This is a genomic window from Mycobacterium shottsii (assembly GCF_010728525.1).
Lineage (GTDB): Bacteria > Actinomycetota > Actinomycetes > Mycobacteriales > Mycobacteriaceae > Mycobacterium > Mycobacterium marinum.
Genome location: NZ_AP022572.1, coordinates 827,284 through 844,911 on the forward strand (window position 1 = coordinate 827,284; position 17,628 = coordinate 844,911).

The following is a 17,628-nucleotide window of genomic DNA, read 5'->3' on the forward strand; positions in this document are numbered from 1 at the left end:
TCAGATTGGCAGCCTGCGGAAGATGCTCCGCGGGATGTGACGCAACACCATCATCACGTAGCGAAATGCTGCTGGCGTCCAAACCAGTTCCTTACCTTTTGCGGCGGCGGTCACCGCGAGGTTGGCGACGTACTCCTTGTCCACCGTCAGTGGAGCTTCCTTGACGTGTGCGCTCATCCGGGTGCGCACCTGACCCGGCCGGATCACCAGGACACGAACCCCGTGTTCACGCAGAGCCTCTGACAGCCCGAGGTAGAAGCCGTCCAGGCCGGCCTTGGTGGATCCGTAGACGAAGTTGGAGCGTCGTACGCGTTCACCGGCCACCGTGCTCATGGCGATGATCTGGCCGAAGCCCTGGGCCCGCATCTTCTCGCCCAGCAGCACGCCCACCGACACCGCCGCGGTGTAGTTGACCTCGGCGATCTGCACGGCCTTGTGCTGGTTTTGCCACAGCTCTTCGGCATCGCCGAGCAAACCGAACGCGACGATGGCCACGTCGACATCGCCGCCGCCGAATGACTGCTCGATCACCTTCGGGTGACTGTCGGTGTCCATCGCGTCGAAGTCGATCAGCTCGACCGAGGAGGCGCCGGCGGCCTTCATCTGCGCGACCGCGTCGTCGCGGCCCGGGTCATCGGGCAGGCAGGCCAGCACGATCCGGGCCGGAGCGTTACGCAGGTAGCGCTGGCAAATGGCCAGACCGATTTCGGAGGTGCCGCCGAGCAGCAGCACGCTCTGGGGATTTCCTACGGCGTCCAGCACCATTTAGAGCAGTTCCAAACGTCGGGCCATGTCGGAGGCGAACACCCCGCAGGGGTCCACCTTGCGGCGCACGGCGATCCATTCGTCGATGCGCGGATACATGGCGTGAAAGGTTTCAGCGGTGGTACGAGAGTCCTTGGCGGTGTAGAGGCGGCCGCCGAATTCCATGACCCGGCGATCGAGTTCGCTGACGAACTCGTTCAGACCCGCCTTGATCGGAAAGTCGACGCAGATGTTCCAGCCGGGAATCGGGAAGCTCAGCGGGGCCTGATTCCCGGCGCCGAACAACTTGAACACATTGAGAAATGAGTAGTGCCCGCTGGCCTGGATGTCGCCGATGATCCGCTTGAACTCGTCGACCGCCTCGGTGGGAACCACGAACTGATATTGCAGGAAACCCGCCGGACCATAGGCGCGGTTCCACTCACCGAACATGTCCAGCGGGTGGTAGAACTGCGTCAGATTCTGGGCCTTGCCCCGATAGGTGCCGAACTTGCGGTACCAGAGCTCGCCGATCGGCCCGAAGGTGTATTTGTTGGCCAGCCCATTGGGGAATACGTCGGGAAATGTGAGCAGTTGCGGCGCGTCGAATTTCAGCGGATCCCGTTGCAGCTTGGTGGGGAGCTGGTCGATGGTGGCCAAGCAGCCGCGCGACACCGCGGCACGGCCCAGCTTGGGCGGCCCGCTGATCGCGTCGAACCAGGCGCTGGAATAGGTGTAGTTGCCTTCGCTGCCGTCGCTGTGCAACGCGATGGTTTCGTCCAGGCTGGCGGTGACGTCGCCGTCGGCGATGAAGTACGCCGTCTCGGTGGGCGTCATCTCGATGGTGGCGCGCAGGATGATCCCGGTCAGGCCGTTGCCGCCGACGGTGGCCCAAAACAGCTCGGTGTCTGCGGTCTCGGTGCCCGTCGGGGTGAGGTGGCGGACTTCGCCGTCGGCGGTCAGCAGGTCCAGGCTGCGCACATGGTTGCCGAAGCTGCCCGCGCTGTGGTGGTTCTTGCCGTGGATGTCGCATGCGATCGCACCGCCGATGGTGACTTGCCGGGTGCCCGGCAATACCGGGACCCACAGGCCCAGCGGTAGCGCCGCCTTCATCAGCTGGTCGAGATTCACCCCGGCATCGACGTCGACAAGCTTGCTGTCGGCGCTGATCGAGTGGATCTTGTTCAGCGGGCTCATGTCGATCACCAACCCGCCGCCGTTTTGCGCGTTGTCGCCGTAGGACCTGCCCAGGCCGCGGGCGATGACGCCCCTGGCACCGGAGTCGGCGACACGCGCGACTGCTGTCGCGATCACCTCGGGATCTGGGGTGCGGAGCACCTCGGCAACCGACGGCGCGGTTCGACCCCATCCGGTCAGCCGGGTGGGTGTGGTGGGAACGGGCGCGCTAAACATCGTCAAAGAGGGTACCGCTTGGTTCGGCAAGGATGCCCACGCTCACGCCGGTAGCGGGCGTTTTGCCGGCGGGGAAAGTGCAGTTTGGGCGGGACCGGCTCAGTGCCTGCGGAAGATCACGGCCCGCTGCACCACGAAGTTGATCACCGTAGCAACGGCCTGGGCGATCACGAATGCGACCGGTATGGCCCACCCGCGATAGTGCATAAGTGCAAGACAGAGGTGGTTGATTCCGACCTGCACGGCGAAGGTGACCCCGTAGAGAGCCATCACGGCGGCAAATCGCGCCCCGCTTGGTGCCGCCTGGAACGTCCACCGGCGATTGATCAGGTAGGCGGTGATGGTGCCGATCACGACGCTGATGAACTTGGACAGGTCGACCTGCAGGCCGACCACCTTGTAGAGCACCACGTACACGCTGAAGTCGACGATTGCCGCGAAACCGCCGGTCACGATGAAGCGGATCATCTGAGTCGTCAGATGCAAATGCTGGCGCTGGTGCTCTTCGGCGGGCGCGGCAGCGGGCTCTGGCGGGATCATCGGGGGAAGTCTAACCAGGTTGGCGAGCGATTCTGGCGTTCTGTCGGGAACGGGCGCTACTAGGTGGGCAACTTGATCGAGAGGAGTTCCACCTGGCTCGGTCCGCGCGGGGTGGAGTAGGTCACCGTGTCACCCGCCTGGCGCCCCGCCAGGGCCTGCCCCAGCGGGCTGTGCGCGGTCAGCGTCTCGTACTCGTGGCCGACCGGGTTCTCCTCGACGATGGCGATCACGTGCATCGTGACCACCTCGCCATCGTCGAAGCGCAAGGTGACCTCGGTGCCACTTGGCAGCGTTTCGGACCCGGTCGCGTTGGACGGCCCGGCTTTCAGTCGCCGATCGAGCTCGTGGATCCGTTCGGTCAGCACGGCCAGTTCGTCGGCGCGCTGAATCGCCTCGGCCGCGTCGCCGTGATCGCCGATCATTCCGCGGTCGTTTTTGACCTCGATCTCCAGCCGGTCGTGGCGTTGCCGGAGCCGGGCCAGCTCGGCGGCGAGGTTATCGCGCGCTGCCTCTGCCAGCCCTGGTGATTGGACTTCCTCACTCACGTCCGTCGACCTTTCGTCCGATGTGGGTTGCCCGTAGTTCCGTTTGCCAATAACTCATCGGCCATGTGGCGTTCCAGTGTTACACCACTGACAGGCCGCCGTCACCTGTATTCGTGAAGCGTTTACAGCCCGATAAAGTCCGGCGGCTTGCCCCGGACCGTCGTGGCCACCCGCCGGTGGCGCCAACCGCCTTGCTAGACGTTGTCTGTGGTTCCGGCGTTCCAGGGCGCCACCGCGTTCTTCCCGTCGTTGTCGTCAGCGACGCTGCCGCGCATCGCGTCGAAAATGGCGACCCCTTGAGAGACCAGCCCCGCGGCCACCTGGCTGAGCCCGTCGGCGCCATTGAGCACGGTGAGATTTGCGCCCGAGAGACCCAGGGCGGCCTTTTCGACGATGTCGGGCAGCTGGTCGATGAGCATGCGATCCAGCGCCACCCGGTTGTGCGACGCCGCGGCCTCGGCCTGGATCTTCATCTTCTCGGCGTCGGCGACGGCCAGGATGCGGACCCGTTCGGCTTCGGCCTCGGCCGGCTTGACCACCTCGGCGACCAGCTCCTGCTGGCGCAACTCGGCGGCCCGCTCGGCCAGTTCGGTGCGCATCTCGAGCACCTCGCGCTGGGACTGGGCCTCGGCCAGCGGACCGGCCTGGGCGGCCTGGGCGGCCTGGGCCTTGTCGACCTCCGGCCTTGTATTGCGCCTTGACAATGGCGGTCTCACGGGCGAATTCGGCTTGCTTGCGCTGCGATTCCTGCTCTGCCTCGGCGGACAACTGGTTGGCCTGCGCCTGGGCGATCTGTGCTTGCTGCTGGATCGCCGCATTGTGCGGTGCCGACATCGCGTCGATGTAGCCGAGCCCGTCGTCATCGATCGACTGGATCTGCAGGGCGTCGACGTTGAGGCCGATTCGGGCCATCTCTTCCTTGGAACCGTCGAGCACCTCGGTCGCGAGCTTTTGGCGCTCCCGGATGATCTCTTCGACGGTCATGGAGCCGATGATCGAGCGCAGGTGACCGGCAAAGATGCGCCCGGTCAAGACCGACATCTGGTCTTGTTCGGAGAGGAATCGTTGCGCCGCGGCGATGATGCTCTCGGTGTCGTTGCCGACCTTGAAGGCGATGACCGCCCGGACGTTGAGCGTGATGCCCTGCTGCGTCACGCATTTCTCGGCGACCTCGGCTTCACACATCGCCAGCGTGAGGAAGCGGACCTTACGGAAGAACGGAACGACGAAGGACCCGTGGCCGGTTACCACGCGAAACGGCGCGTTGCCTTTGACCCGGCCCCCGGATATCAGCATTGCCTCATCCGGATCGGGAACCTTGTAACCGAGCATTGTTGGACTCCTTGAATTTTTCGTGGTTTGGATCAGAGAAGTTCGGTTACGACCAGATCGTTCCAGGGCTCGACGAGCACCGTCCGGGCTCCCCGAACCCCTACCACCAGCACCGTGGTGCCTTTGGGTAACGGATGGTCAGATCGTGCCAGGAAGGCCTCCTTGGAGCCCCGAACGGTGAGCAGGACCTCGCCGGCACCATGTTTGCCGCGGGTCGCGACCACCAACGTCCCGACGCAACCGATCACCGAGGCGTCGCTCACACTTGCATATTCTTCCAGCTACTGGCTTTTGCGTTCTCGGGTGATAGAGAGACTGCATGCGGATTCTGGCGGTAACACGCGCGCACAACGCCGGACGGACGTTGGTGCGCACGTTGGACTCGTTGGCTGCGTTCAGCGACGACATCTATGTGATCGATGACCGCAGCACCGATGACACCGCCGAGATTCTGGCGAACCACCCTGCGGTGACGAATGTGGTGCGTGCCCGTTCTGATCTTCCCGCCACGCCCTGGCTGATTCCGGAGTCCACCGGGCTGGAACTGCTGTATCGGATGGCCGATTTCTGCCGCCCGGACTGGGTGATGATGGTCGACGCGGATTGGCTTGTCGAGACCGACATCGATGTCCGTGCGGCCCTGGCCCGCACCCCCGAGGACGTGGCGGCGCTGCTGTGCCCGATCGTGTCCAGCTGGGACGATCCCGAGTACCCCGAGCTGATTCCGGTCATGGGAACCGCTGAAGCGCTGCGCGGGCCCTTCTGGCGCTGGTCTCCGGGGCTGCGTGCCGGGATCAAGCTGATGCACAACCCGCACTGGCCGGCCAATATCACCGACCACGGTCGGATCGGCCGGCTGGAGGGGGTCCGGCTGGTGCACGACGGTTGGTCGACGCTGGCGGAGCGGATCTCGAGAGTCGAGCACTATCTCCGGCTCGATCCGGACTACCGGCACAACTTCGGGGTGGCCTACGACCGGTCCCTGCTGTTCGGTTACGCGCTCGACGAGGTCGACCTGCTCAAAGCCGACTATCAGCGGCGCATCCGCGGCGACTTCGACCCGCTCGAGCCGGGCGGGCGGCTGCCGATTGACCGGGAACCGCGGGCCATCGGCCGTGGATACGGGCAACGCGCCGGTGGTTTTCACCCCGGTGTCGACTTCGCCGCCGACCCGGGAACACCTGTGTACGCCGTGGTGTCCGGGGCGGTCAGCGCTGTCGATGATGTCGACGGCTTGCTGTCAATGACGATCTCGCAGGGCCCGGGTTTCGACGTCGTCTATGTGTTTCGCCCGGCAGAGCGAAACGGAATGTCGGTTGGCGACCAGGTGCGTGCGGGTGCGCGGCTGGGCGCGATCGGCGCGGAGGGCGACTCGGACGACGGCTATCTGCATTTCGAGGTCAGACAGCGCGGCTCGCACGTCAACCCGCTGCGCTATCTCGCCAACCTGGGGCTGCGGCCGTGGCCGCCGCCCGGGCGGCTGCGGGCGGTGTCGGGCAGTTATCCGCCGGCCACCCTGTGCACGATTACCGCGCCCCAGCGCTAGTGGGGGACGGTCATCCGTTCGCGGTCGACCTGTCGCCGAGCCCGTCCAGCTCGTATGCTTGCTGGGGCTGATCCTTAGTCCAGGTGATGTACCTGTCGATGCCTTCCCAAATATCGACTTGCGGCTCGAATCCGATGCTTCTCGCCAATGAGATATCGGCGGGAAATCGCTGGACCTCCCCAGGGCGGGCATCGCGATGTTCGATTGTGGCATCGAATTTACCTGCGACGTACTCGACGATATCCTTCACGCAGGTGTCTTTACCGATGGCAAAATTGATGGTCTGGCCACGCAGGGACGGGGTTTGCAATATCAGGTTGTAGGCGTTCACGATATCGCTGATGTAGAGATAATCGCGGCTCGAAGTCCCCGCGCCGAAAATTGTCAGGTTCTTGCCATTGATTTCCTGTCGGACGAGCCGTGGAATCAGCGCGCCGAATCGGCCGGTCTTTTGGCGAATTCCAAAGATATTGAACGGGCGGACGATGGCGACGTCGATTCCGAAGGAGCGAAAATACGAGTAGCACAGCCGGTCGGCGGCGGCCTTGGACGCGGCGTAGGGGCTATTCGGTTTGAGTTCGGCGTGTTCGTCGAGGCGCTGGCCTTCCTCGAGATTGTGCCCATCTCCGTAAACTTCGCAGGTGGACACTTATATCAGCCGGTTGCGGTAGCGGCGCACCACTTCGAGTGCTCGGTAGGTGCCCATGACATTTGTTTCGAGAAAGCTTTTCGGTTCGCTAAGCGACTCGTCAACGTTGGTTCTGGCCGCCAGGTGAAATACGACGTGGTGATCACGCACCGCGCGATACACCGTCTCCCCGTCGGTTACCGATCCGGAGATAAATGAAACCCGTTCATGCGATTGGAACCCTTGCATGTTGCGAGTGGTGTTTTTAGAAGGTGTATTGAGGACGGTTACCCAATATCCATCGGCCAATAGGGATTCGGTCAGGTGGCTGCCTTGGAAGCCCGCGCCCCCGATGACCAGAATTTCCATCCGCTACCCTTCGAGTCTCATCGGCAATAGCGACGTGAATCGATGCTCACACGCAATGGCAGGACTTGTCAGCTGATTTCGAAATATCGTGAAGGCCGTTTCATTGATGAAGTATACGTGCGGCGGCGTGTCGGAACACCTTATGGCTCCGGCGGGAGACCAGAGCAAAGGCGGCCAATACCGGTGTCGCCGGCACGGGTTTCGCGGGGTTGGTAGCCTGGCGTGCCGCCATCGTCGCAGGCAGGCTGCGCGGGACAGGAGATTTGTCATGCGGGCATCGCAGCGGCAGCCGCCGGCAAGGCTATTCGATGCGCATTTCCACATCATCGACCCCTCGTTTCCGCTGATCGGAAACGATGGCTATTTCCCGCCCGCCTTTACCATCGGCGACTACCGCGCCCGCACCGCCGGGCTGGGCATCCGGGGCGGTGCCGTTGTTTCAGGGTCATTCCAGGGGTTCGACCAAGGGTATTTGCGGGATTCGCTGGCGCGGTTGGGGCCCGGCTTTGTCGGGGTCACTCAGTTGCCCTCGACGACTTCGGACGCGGAGATACGCGATCTTGATGCCGCCGGAATCCGTGCGGTCCGGTTCAATCTCTATCGCGGTGGGTCCGAAACCATCGACGAATTGAACTCGTTCGCCCGCCGGGTCCACGACATTGCGGGTTGGCATGTCGAGCTCTATGTCGATGCCGCGCACCTCGGGCAGTCGGCCGATCAGCTCATTGCGCTGCCAGCGGTCAGCATCGACCATCTGGGCATGTCAGCCGAAGGGGTTGAGCTGTTGCTGCCGTTGGTGGACAAGGGGATTCGGGTCAAGGCGACCGGCTTCGGCCGGGTCGGTTTGGATGTGCGGGACACGGTGAAGACGATCCACGCGGTCAACCCCGATGCCCTGATGTTCGGCACTGACCTGCCCTCGACGCGTGCTCGGCGCCCGTTCGAGGACAGCGACATCGATCTGATCAGCGAGGCGCTCGGGGACGCGGGCGCCAGCAAGGTGCTGTGGGAGAACTCGGCCGCGTTCTATCGGCTGCCCGAGGCCCAGGACCGGTAAAGCGCGTGCGGCGAGCGGGCCGTCCCTGATTAGCCCGATGCGCCGGCGGTGCCCGGTGTCCCGCCGGCGCCCTGGTCACCGGTCTGGCCCGACATTGCGCCGCTGCCGCCGGTCCCGCCGTCGCCGCCCTCGCCGCCAGTGCCGGCGTCACCACCGTCGCCCGCGTCGCCCATCTGGCCGAACATTCCACCCGAGCCAGCGGCGCCACCCGTGCCGCCGTTGCCGCCATTGCCGTCGGCGCCGGCAGTCGTGCCAGTGCCACCGCTGTCGCCATTTCCTCCGTTACCGCCCATGGCGCCGACGCCACCGGCGGCACCCGAGCCACCCGTGCCGCCGTTGCCGCCGTTGCCGTACAGTCCGCCCGCCCCGCCGGCGCCTCCGTTGCCGCCGCTACCACCACCGCTGCCGGCGGTTCCCTCACCCCCGGTGCCACCGTTGCCGCCGTTGGCGAACATGAGGTCGGTGGCGTTGCCGCCATCGCCGCCGTTGCCCCCCGCGCCGCCGCCGGACCCGCCGCTACCGCCGTCCCCACCGTTGCCGCCGGAAAAGCCGCCGATCGCACCGTTGCCCCCGGCGCCGCCCCCGCCGCCGCCATCGCCGCCGGACCCGCCGCCGCCGCCGGACCCGCCCATGCTGGCGGTGCCGCCGTTGCCGCCATTGCCTCCCAGGGTGCCGGGACCGCCGGTTTGGCCATCACCACCGCCGCCACCCACATCGACGCCCGTGCCACCCTCACCGCCGTTGCCGCCCTGCTGCCCGGCGAACACCCCCGGGCTACCCGGTCCGCCGTCGCCACCGATACCGGTGGTGTCAATACCGTCGGTCCCGGGGTCAGCCTGCCCGAGGACCGGGTTTGGGGTGGGGTTGACGCCGGCGGCGCCAACAGTTCCGTTTCCGCCGTTTCCGCCGTTTCCGCCGTTTCCGCCGTTTCCGCCGTTTCCGCCGTTTCCGCCGTTTCCGCCGTTTCCGCCGTTTCCGTAGAGACCGCCGTTTCCGCCGGCGCCGCCGGTCCCGCCGAGCCCTGGATTTCCGCCGTTGCCGCCCTTGCCGCCATCGAGATGGGTGGCATCACCGGCCCCGCCGGTGCCGCCGTCGCTGGCGATCCCACCGGTCCCGCCGTTGCCGCCGGCCCCGCCCGCGCCCTGTTGACCCTGGGCGCCGAACAGGCCGGCTTGTCCGCCGGCGCCGCCGTTTCCACCGGTGCCGCCGGTCCCGCCGAGCCCGCCGTTGCCGCCGTCGCCTCCGGTGGCGCCGGGCGTGGTGGCGGCCGCGCCGATGCCGCCGACCCCACCGGCCCCGCCCAGGCCGCCGGCCCCGCCGCGCCCGCCGCCGCCCAACAGCAGCCCGCCTTTGCCGCCGGCGCCGCCGTTTCCGCCGTTGCCGGCGGCCCCGCCGTCGCCTCCGGTTTGACCGGCTGGCCCGGAGATACCGGTAGTGCCGGCCCCGCCGTTGCCGCCGGCCCCGCCTGCCGCTCCTTGGCCCAATAGGAATCCGCCGTCGCCGCCGGTGCCGCCGGCGCCGCTGCAGGCCCCGCCCCCGGCGCCGCCCCCCACGATGCCCCCCCCGGTCCGCCTGTCCGCCGGCGTCGCCGCTGTTGCCCAGGGAAGTCCCACCGGCGCCGCCGGCACCACCGGCGTTGAACAAGCCGCCGGCCCCGCCGCTGCCGCCGGACCCACCGCTGCCGTTGTCGCCGGCCCCGCCGGCCCCGCCGGTCCCGCCGGCCCCGGACAGCCACCCGGCCTGCCCGCCGGCCCCGCCCATCCCCCCGCCGCCACTAGTGCCGGTCCCGCCGGCCCCGCCGGTCCCTCCGGCCCCGGTCAACCAGCCGCCGGCCCCGCCGGTACCCCCGGCGCCTCCGGTGGCGCCCGCTCCGCCGGCCCCGCCGGCGCCGCCATTGCCGATTAGGCCCGCCGCGCCCCCGTTGCCGCCGGCCTGCCCCGCCGCTCCGGTTCCGCCGTTACCCCCGTTGCCCCACAACAGGCCGCCATCGCCCCCGTTCTGCCCGGTCCCGTCGGCGCCGTTGGCGCCGTTGCCGATCAGGGCCCGCCCCAGCAGTGCCTGAGTGGGCGCGGTGACCACGTTGAGCAGGTCTTGGGGCAGGCTCTGCAAGGTTGCGGCACTCGAGGCTTCCGCACTGGAGTAGGCGTCCGCGCCCGCGGTCAACGCGGCCACGAAGCGGTCGTGAAACTCCGCCGCCTGGGTGCTGACGGCCTGATAGGCCTGGGCGTGGTTGCCGAACATCGCGGTGACCGCCGCTGAGACTTCATCAGCGCCCAACGCACTCAGCAGGGCCGTGGTCGGCGCCGCCGCCGACGCGTTGGCCGTCTGCAGGCTGGATCCGATGGTCGAGACCTCAGCAGCGGCGGCGTTGAGCACCTCCGGGCTCGCGAAGACATGAGACATCGTTAGTTCCCCCGACCGTTAGGCGCCCGACACCACCAAATCCGCGATCACCGCACCATGAGCACGGCAATCACTAGCAAAGTGATAACACACGCTTCCGAGTTTGGGTAACGATTGCTCACCTGGGTGTGAGTGGCTGGCAAGCCCTCATCCGCGTGATGCATCGAGTCAAGATGCCTGCGAAACCTGGTTCATGCATCAGGTAAGGAATGCCCGCGAAATCGGGGTCAGGTGGTGGTCTTGCTTTTGATGCGGATGCCGGCTTTGAGGGCGGGTAGAGCGGCGGGTATGGCGGTGAGGTAGAGCTGTTCGGTCTTGTCTTTGGCGAGTCTGAGCAGGGCGGCTTGCAGGTCGGCGATCTGGTGGGCGATCGCGGCGGGGTTGAGGCTGTTGCGGTAGGTGAGCAGCTCTGTTTGTTGGGCCGCTGAGAGGACTCCGGCGGCCAGCAGCCGGTCCAGGGGGGTCTGGGGCTTGTCGTAGAGCCGGCGGCGGTGACCGTCGCGGCTGCAGCCGTAGCTGATGGGTTTGATGGTGGGGGTCAGGTAGTTGAGCCGGTCGTTGACCAGGTGCCACAGCCGGTTGAGCACGGCGCGTTCTTCGTCGGTGTCGTAGCGGTAGTAGAACCCGTAGCGACGCACGAGGTGGTTGTTTTTGGACTCGATGGTGGCCTGGTCGTTCTTCTTGTAGGGTCGTGAGCGGGTGAAGAAGATCTCCATGTCCGCGGCCCACTTGATGACCGCCTTATTGAGGAATTCGGTGCCGTTGTCGAAGTCCAAACCCGTTACCTTATAGGGATTTTAGTAATTCCGGTTTTGAGGGCGCCCAGGATGTGGGGGTGGGCGTTGTTGCGCACCGTGCGGGTGAACACCCAGCCGATGTGCATGTCGGTGAGGTTGACCGTGCGGGCGAACTCACCTTTCAGTGTCGGGCCGCAGTGCGCCACGGTGTCGCCTTCGAAGAACCCCGGAGATTCTTCGGCCTCATCGCCTGCTTTGCAGATGGTGATCGAGGACCGCAGCAGCGGGAGGGTTTCGTCGTCGACACACCCGAGATCTGGTCGCGGGCCTTGGCGCCGCGCAGGTAGCGGTCGATCGTGGCGCTGCTCATCGCCAACAGCTCGGCACGCACCGCCGGGCCGTAACGGTCACGGCCGTCCACCAGTTCGCCGTGGCGTTCTAGAGCATCCAACTGAAGTGCCATGGAAGCGGCCAGGTACCGGCCGCACTGCCCGCCTGAGGCCGCCCACACCTTCTGCAACACCTTGAGCGCATCCTAGGAGTACTTCGGATTGCGTTGCCGGCGAGTCCGTTTGGCGACCTGCCGACCCGCTCCCGGCGGCGCGGCCGCCGCCCTCAACCGCCGCCGGGCGTTGTCACGCGACCAGCCGGTGACCGCCACCACCTGATCCAGAATCTGCCCCTTGTCCGCCTTCGGCGCCCCCACATACCCCCTGGCGAACTTCGCGGTGATCTCGGCCCGAGACGACATCGACAGCCCACTTCCCATGCCTGCCAAGGATCGACCGTTTCGCGGGCATTTTTACGTGATGCACCGAGGACGCTTCACGGGCATTTTTCGTGATGCTTGCCGATCCGTTGAGAGGCAAGTAGCGGCTTGCATATCGTGCGAGAGGTGGGCGATGTCTTCAAGGCGCTGGCGGATCCCACCCGGCGTGTAATCCTCGACGAGCTGACCGACCGGAACGGCCAAACTCTCTTCGAGATCTGCGCTCGTCTGACTACGAAACATGGGACTTGTTCGACACGACAGGCGATTTCGCAGCACCTCGATGTGCTGGAGGCGGCTGAGTTGATCGAAACGCAGCGCGGCGGCCGGCAAAAATTCCACTACCTCAACACCGCTCCTCTTGGCCAGATCGCCGAGAGGTGGCGCATCGATACCGCCGACTCCGGAAGAGGGACTACATGAGGATCAATCTGGCCAGTGTCCTGGTCGACGACCAAGACAAGGCACTGCGCTTCTATACCGAAATCCTCGGCTTCCAGACCAAACACGACGTTCCGATGGGCCAGTTCCGATGGATTACCGTTGTCTCACCGGAGGACCCAGACGGCACCGAGCTGGTCCTCGAGCCCGACGAGCACCCGGCGGCCAAGCCGTTCAAGGACGCGCTGAGCTCCGACGGGATTCCGTTCACGGCCTTCGCGGTCGACAACGTGCGAGCCGAGTTCGACCGACTCCGGGCCCTCGGCGTTCGCTTTACCCAGGAACCCACCGAGATGGGGCCGGTGACCACCGCGGTTCTCGACGACACCTGCGGCAATCTCATTCAGATCCAGCAGACAAGCTCGCTGCTCGCAGGTGACGGGTCGGGCGGTCGATAGGCGCCGAAATCTCGGGTGCGCGCGGGCTGTAGGGATTCGGCTGGGCCGTGGCGCGGTGCTAGCTGGCCACGCGCGTCGGTGGCGACCCGGAGGCGCGCGTCGCGTATCAGGGGAAGCCCGGTCCGCCGTTGCCGCCGTTGCCGCCGGTACCGTCGCCGCCGTCGCCTCCAGGTCCCGGGGTGCCGGTGCCGGGGGTGGTACCGGCCATGCCGGCTTGGCCGGTAGCTCCTGTCGCCCCGGTAGCCCCGGACTGGCCGCTGGTGCCGTAGGGGGGCCGGGGTTGTAGTCGCTGTCGTAGGTAACGCCGCCGCTGCCGCCGTCGCCACCGGTGCCGCCCGCACCGCCCTCGCCGCCGCTGCCCGCGGCGCCTCCGGTGCCGTTGGTGCCGGATTGCCCGTAGGTGCCGCCTGCACCCGCGGCGCCGCCGTCGCCGCCGCTGCCCCCGGTGCCTCCAGTGCCGCCGGTACCTCCGTCCCCACCGTCGCCACCGTTCCCGGGGAGCGACGAGAGGCTGTTACCGGTGGAGTCGCCGGTGGAGTCGCCGCCATTGCCGCCGGTGCCTCCGGTGCCTCCGGTGCCTCCGGTGGCTCCGGTTCCGCCGTCTCCTCCGGTGCCACCCGTGCCGCCATTGCCGCCGTTGCCGTAGAGTCCGCCGGCGCCGCCTGCGCGGCCTACGCCGCCTGCGCGGCCTACGCCGCCTGCGCCGTCTGCGCCGCCATCGCTGCCGGTGCCGCCGGTGCCCCCGTCGCCGCCATCGCCGGCGTAGGCGGAGTTGCCCCAGGGAATGGCGTAGTTGGCATCGCCCCCGTCGCCGCCATTACCGCCGCTGCCCCCGCCGTTGCCGGCTTGGCCGGTGAAGCCGTTGGCGCCGGACGACGCGCCGCCGGTGCCGCCGTCGCCGCCTGCTCCGCCGCCGTCGCCGCCTGCCCCGCCGTCGCCTCCCCAACCGCCTACCAGCGGACCGTAGCCGCCGCTGCCGCCGGCGCCGCCTTGGGTGCCGGGGCCGCCCATACCGCCGGTGCCGCCATTGCCTCCGAAGGGATTCGTATCGCCCGGGCCGCCGCTGTTGTATCCGGCGCCACCGGTGCCGCCCTGTTGTCCTGCGGCGGTGCCGTCGCTGCCGGTCGTACCGTTCCCGCCGTTGCTGGTGGTGCCGTCGGTGCCGGGGTTGGCGTGGCTGGTGATGGGGTGGGGGGTGGGGTTGGTGCCGTTTCCGCCGGCGCCGCCGTTGCCGTAGTCGCCGCCGTTGCCTCCGGTGCCGCCTTTGCCGCCGTTGAGGGTGGGGTCGGTGGAGGTGTAGCCGTCTCCGCCGCGTCCGCCGATGCCGGGGTTGGCGCCGTTGCCGCCGTCACCGGCGATCGCGCCGTCACCGGCGATCGCGCCGTCGCCGCCGTTACCGCCGGCCCCGTTGGCGCCCGCGCTGCCGTGGGTTGCGGCCCCGCCGGCGCCGCCGTTGCCGCCGTTGCCGCCGTTGCCGCCGTTGCCGCCGTTGCCGCCGTTGGTGCCGGCGATGGTGGCGTTGGTGCCGTTGGCCCCGGCCGCCCCGTTACCGCCGCCCCCGCCGCCCCCGCTGTGCCCGCCGGCCCCGCCGTCACCAGAGATCACGCCGCCGGCCCCGCCGCCCCCGCCGGTCCCGCCGTTGCCGCCGGCCCCGCCGTCGCCGCCCGGTTCGCCCTTGGCCAGGGGTGCGGCCCCGAGGGTGCCGGTGGCGCCGTTGCCGCCGTTGCCGCCTGCCCCGCCGTTGCCGTAGTAGCCGCCGGCCCCACCGTGACCGCCGTTGCCGCCGTCGGTACCGGGGTCGGTGGAGGTGTAGCCGTCCCCGCCTTTGCCGCCGTGGCCGGCGTTGGTGGTGGGGGAGGACCCGGCCAGGCCGTGAGCGCCGGCGTGGGAACCGGCGCCGCCGTTTCCGCCGGCTCCGCCGAGTCCGGGGTTGCCGCCGTTGCCGCCGTCGAGGTGGGTCATGTCACCATTGGCGCCGGCACCGCCATTGCCGGCGATCGCGCCGTTGCCGCCGTGTCTGCCGGCCCCGCCGGCTCCGGTCATCCCGGTGCTGCCGAACCAGCCGCCGGCTCCGCCGTTACCGCCGGCCCCTCCGGCGCCCCCGGCCCCGCCGTCACCGCCGGCTTGTCCGATGCCGCCGGCCGTGGTGGCCGCGATACCGGTGCCCCCGGCCCCGCCCGCGCCGCCGGTGCCGCCCAGACCGCCGGCTCCACCGTCGCCACCCGCACTCCACAGCCAGCCGCCTCGGCCACCGGCCCCGCCGTCACCGCCGGCCCCGCCGGAGTGTCCGGTTTGCCCGGTCTGGCCCGCCAATCCCTGGGCCCCGATCGTGGCGGTCCCGCCGTCACCGCCGGCCCCGCCCGCTCCGCCACCTCCGAACACCAGTCCGCCGCGACCCCCGGCCCCACCGGCACCACCATTGCCGCCCGCGCCGCCGGCCCCGCCCGCCCCACCGGCGCCGCCGGTGCCGATCAACCCGGCGTCACCGCCGCGGCCGCCGGCCTGACCCGCCGCCCCGGCCCCGCCGTCGCCGCCGTTGCCCCACAACAGGCCGCCCGCGCCGCCGTTGTGGCCGCTGCCCGCGGCCGCATCAACACCGTCACCGATCAACGGGCGCCCCAACACCGCCATCGTCGGCGCATTCACCGCACCGAGCACATCGGCGCCCACCGTCTGTAACACCGCCGCACCAGCGGACTCGGCCCGGCCATAGGAGCCCGCCGCCGCGGCCAACGCCACCACGAACCGCTGATGAAACGCAGCCGCCTGCGCACTGACCACTTGATAGGCCTGAGCATGGTCACCGAACAACTCCGCCACCGCCGCTGAGACCTCATCGGCACCCAACGCGCCCAACACCGCAGCGGTCGGACCCGCCGCAGCCGAACCGGCCGCACCAACATTGGAACCGACACCGGCCAGTAGCGCGGCCGCCGACTCCAGCTCCTGCGCAGAAACCACCACAAACGACATCACTGATCACCCCACCCCGGAACGGACCAACACCACACCGACCGGAATTCGCCGGAGGGTGACCATCAACGAAACTCAGATGTTAGCAGTGTGAGACCCGATGTTTCCTGAATTGGGGGCAAGAAGTTCTTTCGGACGGTGCGAGTCGCGCTCATCGCGGTCATAGAAGAATGGCTGCCAGATGTCTGGTCGGTAGTGAGCAACTACCCGACGGACTCGCGAAGGGCTGGCGTTGGACCAATGCCGGCCGCGACGAATGCCACGACTACGGTCGGCGACCTAGGAGACCATGAACGACGATTCACGGCTTGCTGAATGGATCAGCGAGCAGCATTCGCGGCAACCAGTGCAGATCACCGCAATGACCGTCGCAGACGGGGGCCGGTTTCGGGTCACCCGAGTCGGTGAGGGTTAGGGATCTCCGGTGGTGCTGCTTCCCGGGATGTTCGACAACCGTCGTCTGTATTTGTGGCCGGGTGGGGGTGGGCTGGCCGAAGCGCTGGCAGGTAGCGGCCTGGACATATGGATCGTCGAGCGGCGTGGAGCAGGTGGGGTAGCGGTCGATACCGGGGTCCGCGCGGGCTGGGAGGAGATGGTTCGCATCGATCTGCCGGCCGTCCAACGGCTGATCGCCACCCACAACGGTCGTCCGGCATTCTGGGTGGCGCACTCATTTGGCGGGGTGGCACTGGCCCGCGCCGCCGCGGAGACGATGCAACAAGCACAGATCGCGGGACTGGTGTTGGTGGAAAGCGCCGTCGATATCCCATTGTTGGCGAATCGGGTGGTGGCCGCGACCGTGCAGGCCAGCATGTGGCGCGGTATGCTCCCGGCCCGGCTGTTTCGGCTCGGTCCCGAAGACGAGCCAGTGGCCGCCTTCCAAGACGCGATCTCCTGGGGCCGTGCCGAACCCGCTGGCGGCGAGTTGTCGGCGGCGCTGCAGGCCGTGCGTGTGCCCGCACCCGCCATCACAGCTCCCCGCGACGTCATCGCCCCCGCTGGGCGCTGCAAGCGGCTGGCGCAGGCATTCGGCAGCGCTGACCGGCGCATCCAATCCGCCGCACGTCGCCACGGATTCGCCCGCAATCACAACCACGAATCCCCGCTGCTGCATCCCTCGGCGAGCGCGGACGTGTTTCCGTTCCTACGTGACTGGTTTTCCGCGCGGCTCGACGAGTGCACGCGGGACACCGCGGTCACGGCGCCGGTCGGGCGGCACCGCCTGCAATACACCGTCGAATTCGACGCTCCACCCGAGTGGACTTTCGACGTGCTCACCCACCATTTGGCGACTTTGTGGCCGGTACGCCACCGGCGGGTGCGTGCCGGGGGTGCATCCCCGTGCGCCAGACGGCCTGCGGTCGGTCCGGGCGCAACGCGCGTTGGGCGTTTGGCCGATCCAGGAAGAGATTGTCGGTCACCGGCCGGCCCGGCTCATCGAATATCGGACCATTCGCGGCCCGGTGCGCAATCATTTCGGCCGCATCGAACTCACCGCCGTCCCCGGACGCGGCACGCGACTGGACTACTCCATCAGCTTCGACACCCCGGCGTGGGTGCCCGGGCGCTTGCTGGCCGCCGTGCTGGATGTGACCTGGCGCTTCTACAGCCTGCCCCGGCTGCGGCACCAAACCGGCGGCGGGGGCTGGTAGGCAAGGAGATAGGTGAGACCGTTGATCAGACGGCCGGTAGCACGCGGCTACGCGGGTGGTACCGCGGTCGGTGTCGGCGGT

14 protein-coding genes and 5 pseudogenes are annotated in these 17,628 nt (G+C 68.0%); 6 read left to right on the forward strand and 13 right to left on the reverse strand.

The window, feature by feature from the left end; translation table 11 throughout:
* The 6 genes and pseudogenes from G6N41_RS03870 to G6N41_RS03895 form a co-directional block, all read right to left on the reverse strand.
* Positions 1–765: a decaprenylphospho-beta-D-erythro-pentofuranosid-2-ulose 2-reductase gene (locus G6N41_RS03870; RefSeq protein WP_198966656.1), complete on the reverse strand. Its 765-nt coding sequence runs from the start codon at positions 763–765 to the stop codon at positions 1–3.
* On the reverse strand, positions 766–2,157 hold the full coding sequence (locus G6N41_RS03875) for an FAD-binding oxidoreductase (protein WP_198966657.1): 1,392 nt from the start codon (positions 2,155–2,157) through the stop codon (positions 766–768).
* A 99-nt stretch (positions 2,158–2,256) separates the two neighbouring features.
* Positions 2,257–2,622 carry a GtrA family protein gene (locus tag G6N41_RS03880; protein WP_085979938.1) on the reverse strand — a complete coding sequence of 122 codons (366 nt, stop codon included), beginning with the start codon at positions 2,620–2,622 and terminating at the stop codon, positions 2,257–2,259.
* Between the two features lie 134 nt (positions 2,623–2,756).
* Entirely contained in the window at positions 2,757–3,242 is a 486-nt protein-coding gene (locus G6N41_RS03885) for a GreA/GreB family elongation factor (RefSeq protein WP_012396854.1), read from the reverse strand.
* Between the two features lie 194 nt (positions 3,243–3,436).
* Positions 3,437–4,574 (reverse strand): annotated as a pseudogene (locus G6N41_RS03890) (SPFH domain-containing protein).
* 32 nt (positions 4,575–4,606) lie between these two features.
* The gene (locus tag G6N41_RS03895; protein ID WP_012396852.1) at positions 4,607–4,837 is read right to left on the reverse strand and encodes a hypothetical protein; all 231 of its coding nucleotides are present in this window, start codon (positions 4,835–4,837) and stop codon (positions 4,607–4,609) included.
* Positions 4,838–4,893: 56 nt separating this feature from the next.
* On the opposite strand from G6N41_RS03895, the gene G6N41_RS03900 reads away from it, so the two are divergent.
* The gene (locus tag G6N41_RS03900; protein WP_198966658.1) at positions 4,894–6,120 is read left to right on the forward strand and encodes a peptidoglycan DD-metalloendopeptidase family protein; all 1,227 of its coding nucleotides are present in this window, start codon (positions 4,894–4,896) and stop codon (positions 6,118–6,120) included.
* A gap of 10 nt (positions 6,121–6,130) precedes the next feature.
* On the opposite strand, the pseudogene G6N41_RS03905 reads toward G6N41_RS03900, so the two are convergent.
* Positions 6,131–7,117 (reverse strand): annotated as a pseudogene (locus G6N41_RS03905) (GDP-mannose 4,6-dehydratase).
* 268 nt (positions 7,118–7,385) lie between these two features.
* Here G6N41_RS03905 and G6N41_RS03910 point away from each other — a divergent pair.
* Complete coding sequence (locus G6N41_RS03910; protein WP_198966659.1) at positions 7,386–8,174, forward strand: amidohydrolase family protein; 789 nt, start codon at positions 7,386–7,388, stop codon at positions 8,172–8,174.
* 29 nt (positions 8,175–8,203) lie between these two features.
* On the opposite strand, the pseudogene G6N41_RS29425 reads toward G6N41_RS03910, so the two are convergent.
* The 5 genes and pseudogenes from G6N41_RS29425 to G6N41_RS03935 form a co-directional block, all read right to left on the reverse strand.
* A pseudogene (locus G6N41_RS29425) lies at positions 8,204–10,577 on the reverse strand (PE family protein).
* A gap of 227 nt (positions 10,578–10,804) precedes the next feature.
* Positions 10,805–11,353: a hypothetical protein gene (locus G6N41_RS03920; protein WP_231608572.1), complete on the reverse strand. Its 549-nt coding sequence runs from the start codon at positions 11,351–11,353 to the stop codon at positions 10,805–10,807.
* A gap of 5 nt (positions 11,354–11,358) precedes the next feature.
* On the reverse strand, positions 11,359–11,520 hold the full coding sequence (locus tag G6N41_RS03925) for a hypothetical protein (protein WP_198913342.1): 162 nt from the start codon (positions 11,518–11,520) through the stop codon (positions 11,359–11,361).
* A complete protein-coding gene (locus G6N41_RS03930) occupies positions 11,496–11,777 on the reverse strand; it encodes a hypothetical protein (RefSeq protein ID WP_198965176.1) in 282 nt (93 codons plus the stop codon). Before G6N41_RS03930 ends, G6N41_RS03925 begins: the two co-directional genes overlap by 25 nt.
* 72 nt (positions 11,778–11,849) lie before the next feature.
* On the reverse strand, positions 11,850–12,065 hold the full coding sequence (locus G6N41_RS03935) for a hypothetical protein (protein ID WP_198968069.1): 216 nt from the start codon (positions 12,063–12,065) through the stop codon (positions 11,850–11,852).
* 135 nt (positions 12,066–12,200) lie between these two features.
* Between G6N41_RS03935 and G6N41_RS03940 the strand changes: the two genes are divergently transcribed.
* The gene (locus tag G6N41_RS03940) at positions 12,201–12,506 is read left to right on the forward strand and encodes an ArsR/SmtB family transcription factor (RefSeq protein ID WP_198967713.1); all 306 of its coding nucleotides are present in this window, start codon (positions 12,201–12,203) and stop codon (positions 12,504–12,506) included.
* Positions 12,503–12,922: a VOC family protein gene (locus G6N41_RS03945; protein WP_198966660.1), complete on the forward strand. Its 420-nt coding sequence runs from the start codon at positions 12,503–12,505 to the stop codon at positions 12,920–12,922. The genes G6N41_RS03940 and G6N41_RS03945 overlap by 4 nt, the downstream gene beginning before the upstream one ends.
* A gap of 2,463 nt (positions 12,923–15,385) precedes the next feature.
* Here the strand turns inward: G6N41_RS03945 and G6N41_RS30240 are convergent.
* Positions 15,386–15,895: pseudogene (locus tag G6N41_RS30240) on the reverse strand (PE family protein); the annotation flags it as partial.
* A 442-nt stretch (positions 15,896–16,337) separates the two neighbouring features.
* Between G6N41_RS30240 and G6N41_RS27895 the strand changes: the two are divergent.
* Positions 16,338–16,631, forward strand: a pseudogene (locus tag G6N41_RS27895) (alpha/beta hydrolase); the annotation flags it as partial.
* Positions 16,632–17,226: 595 nt separating this feature from the next.
* Positions 17,227–17,547 carry an SRPBCC family protein gene (locus tag G6N41_RS27900; protein WP_231609069.1) on the forward strand — a complete coding sequence of 107 codons (321 nt, stop codon included), beginning with the start codon at positions 17,227–17,229 and terminating at the stop codon, positions 17,545–17,547.
* Positions 17,548–17,628: the final 81 nt, after the last annotated feature.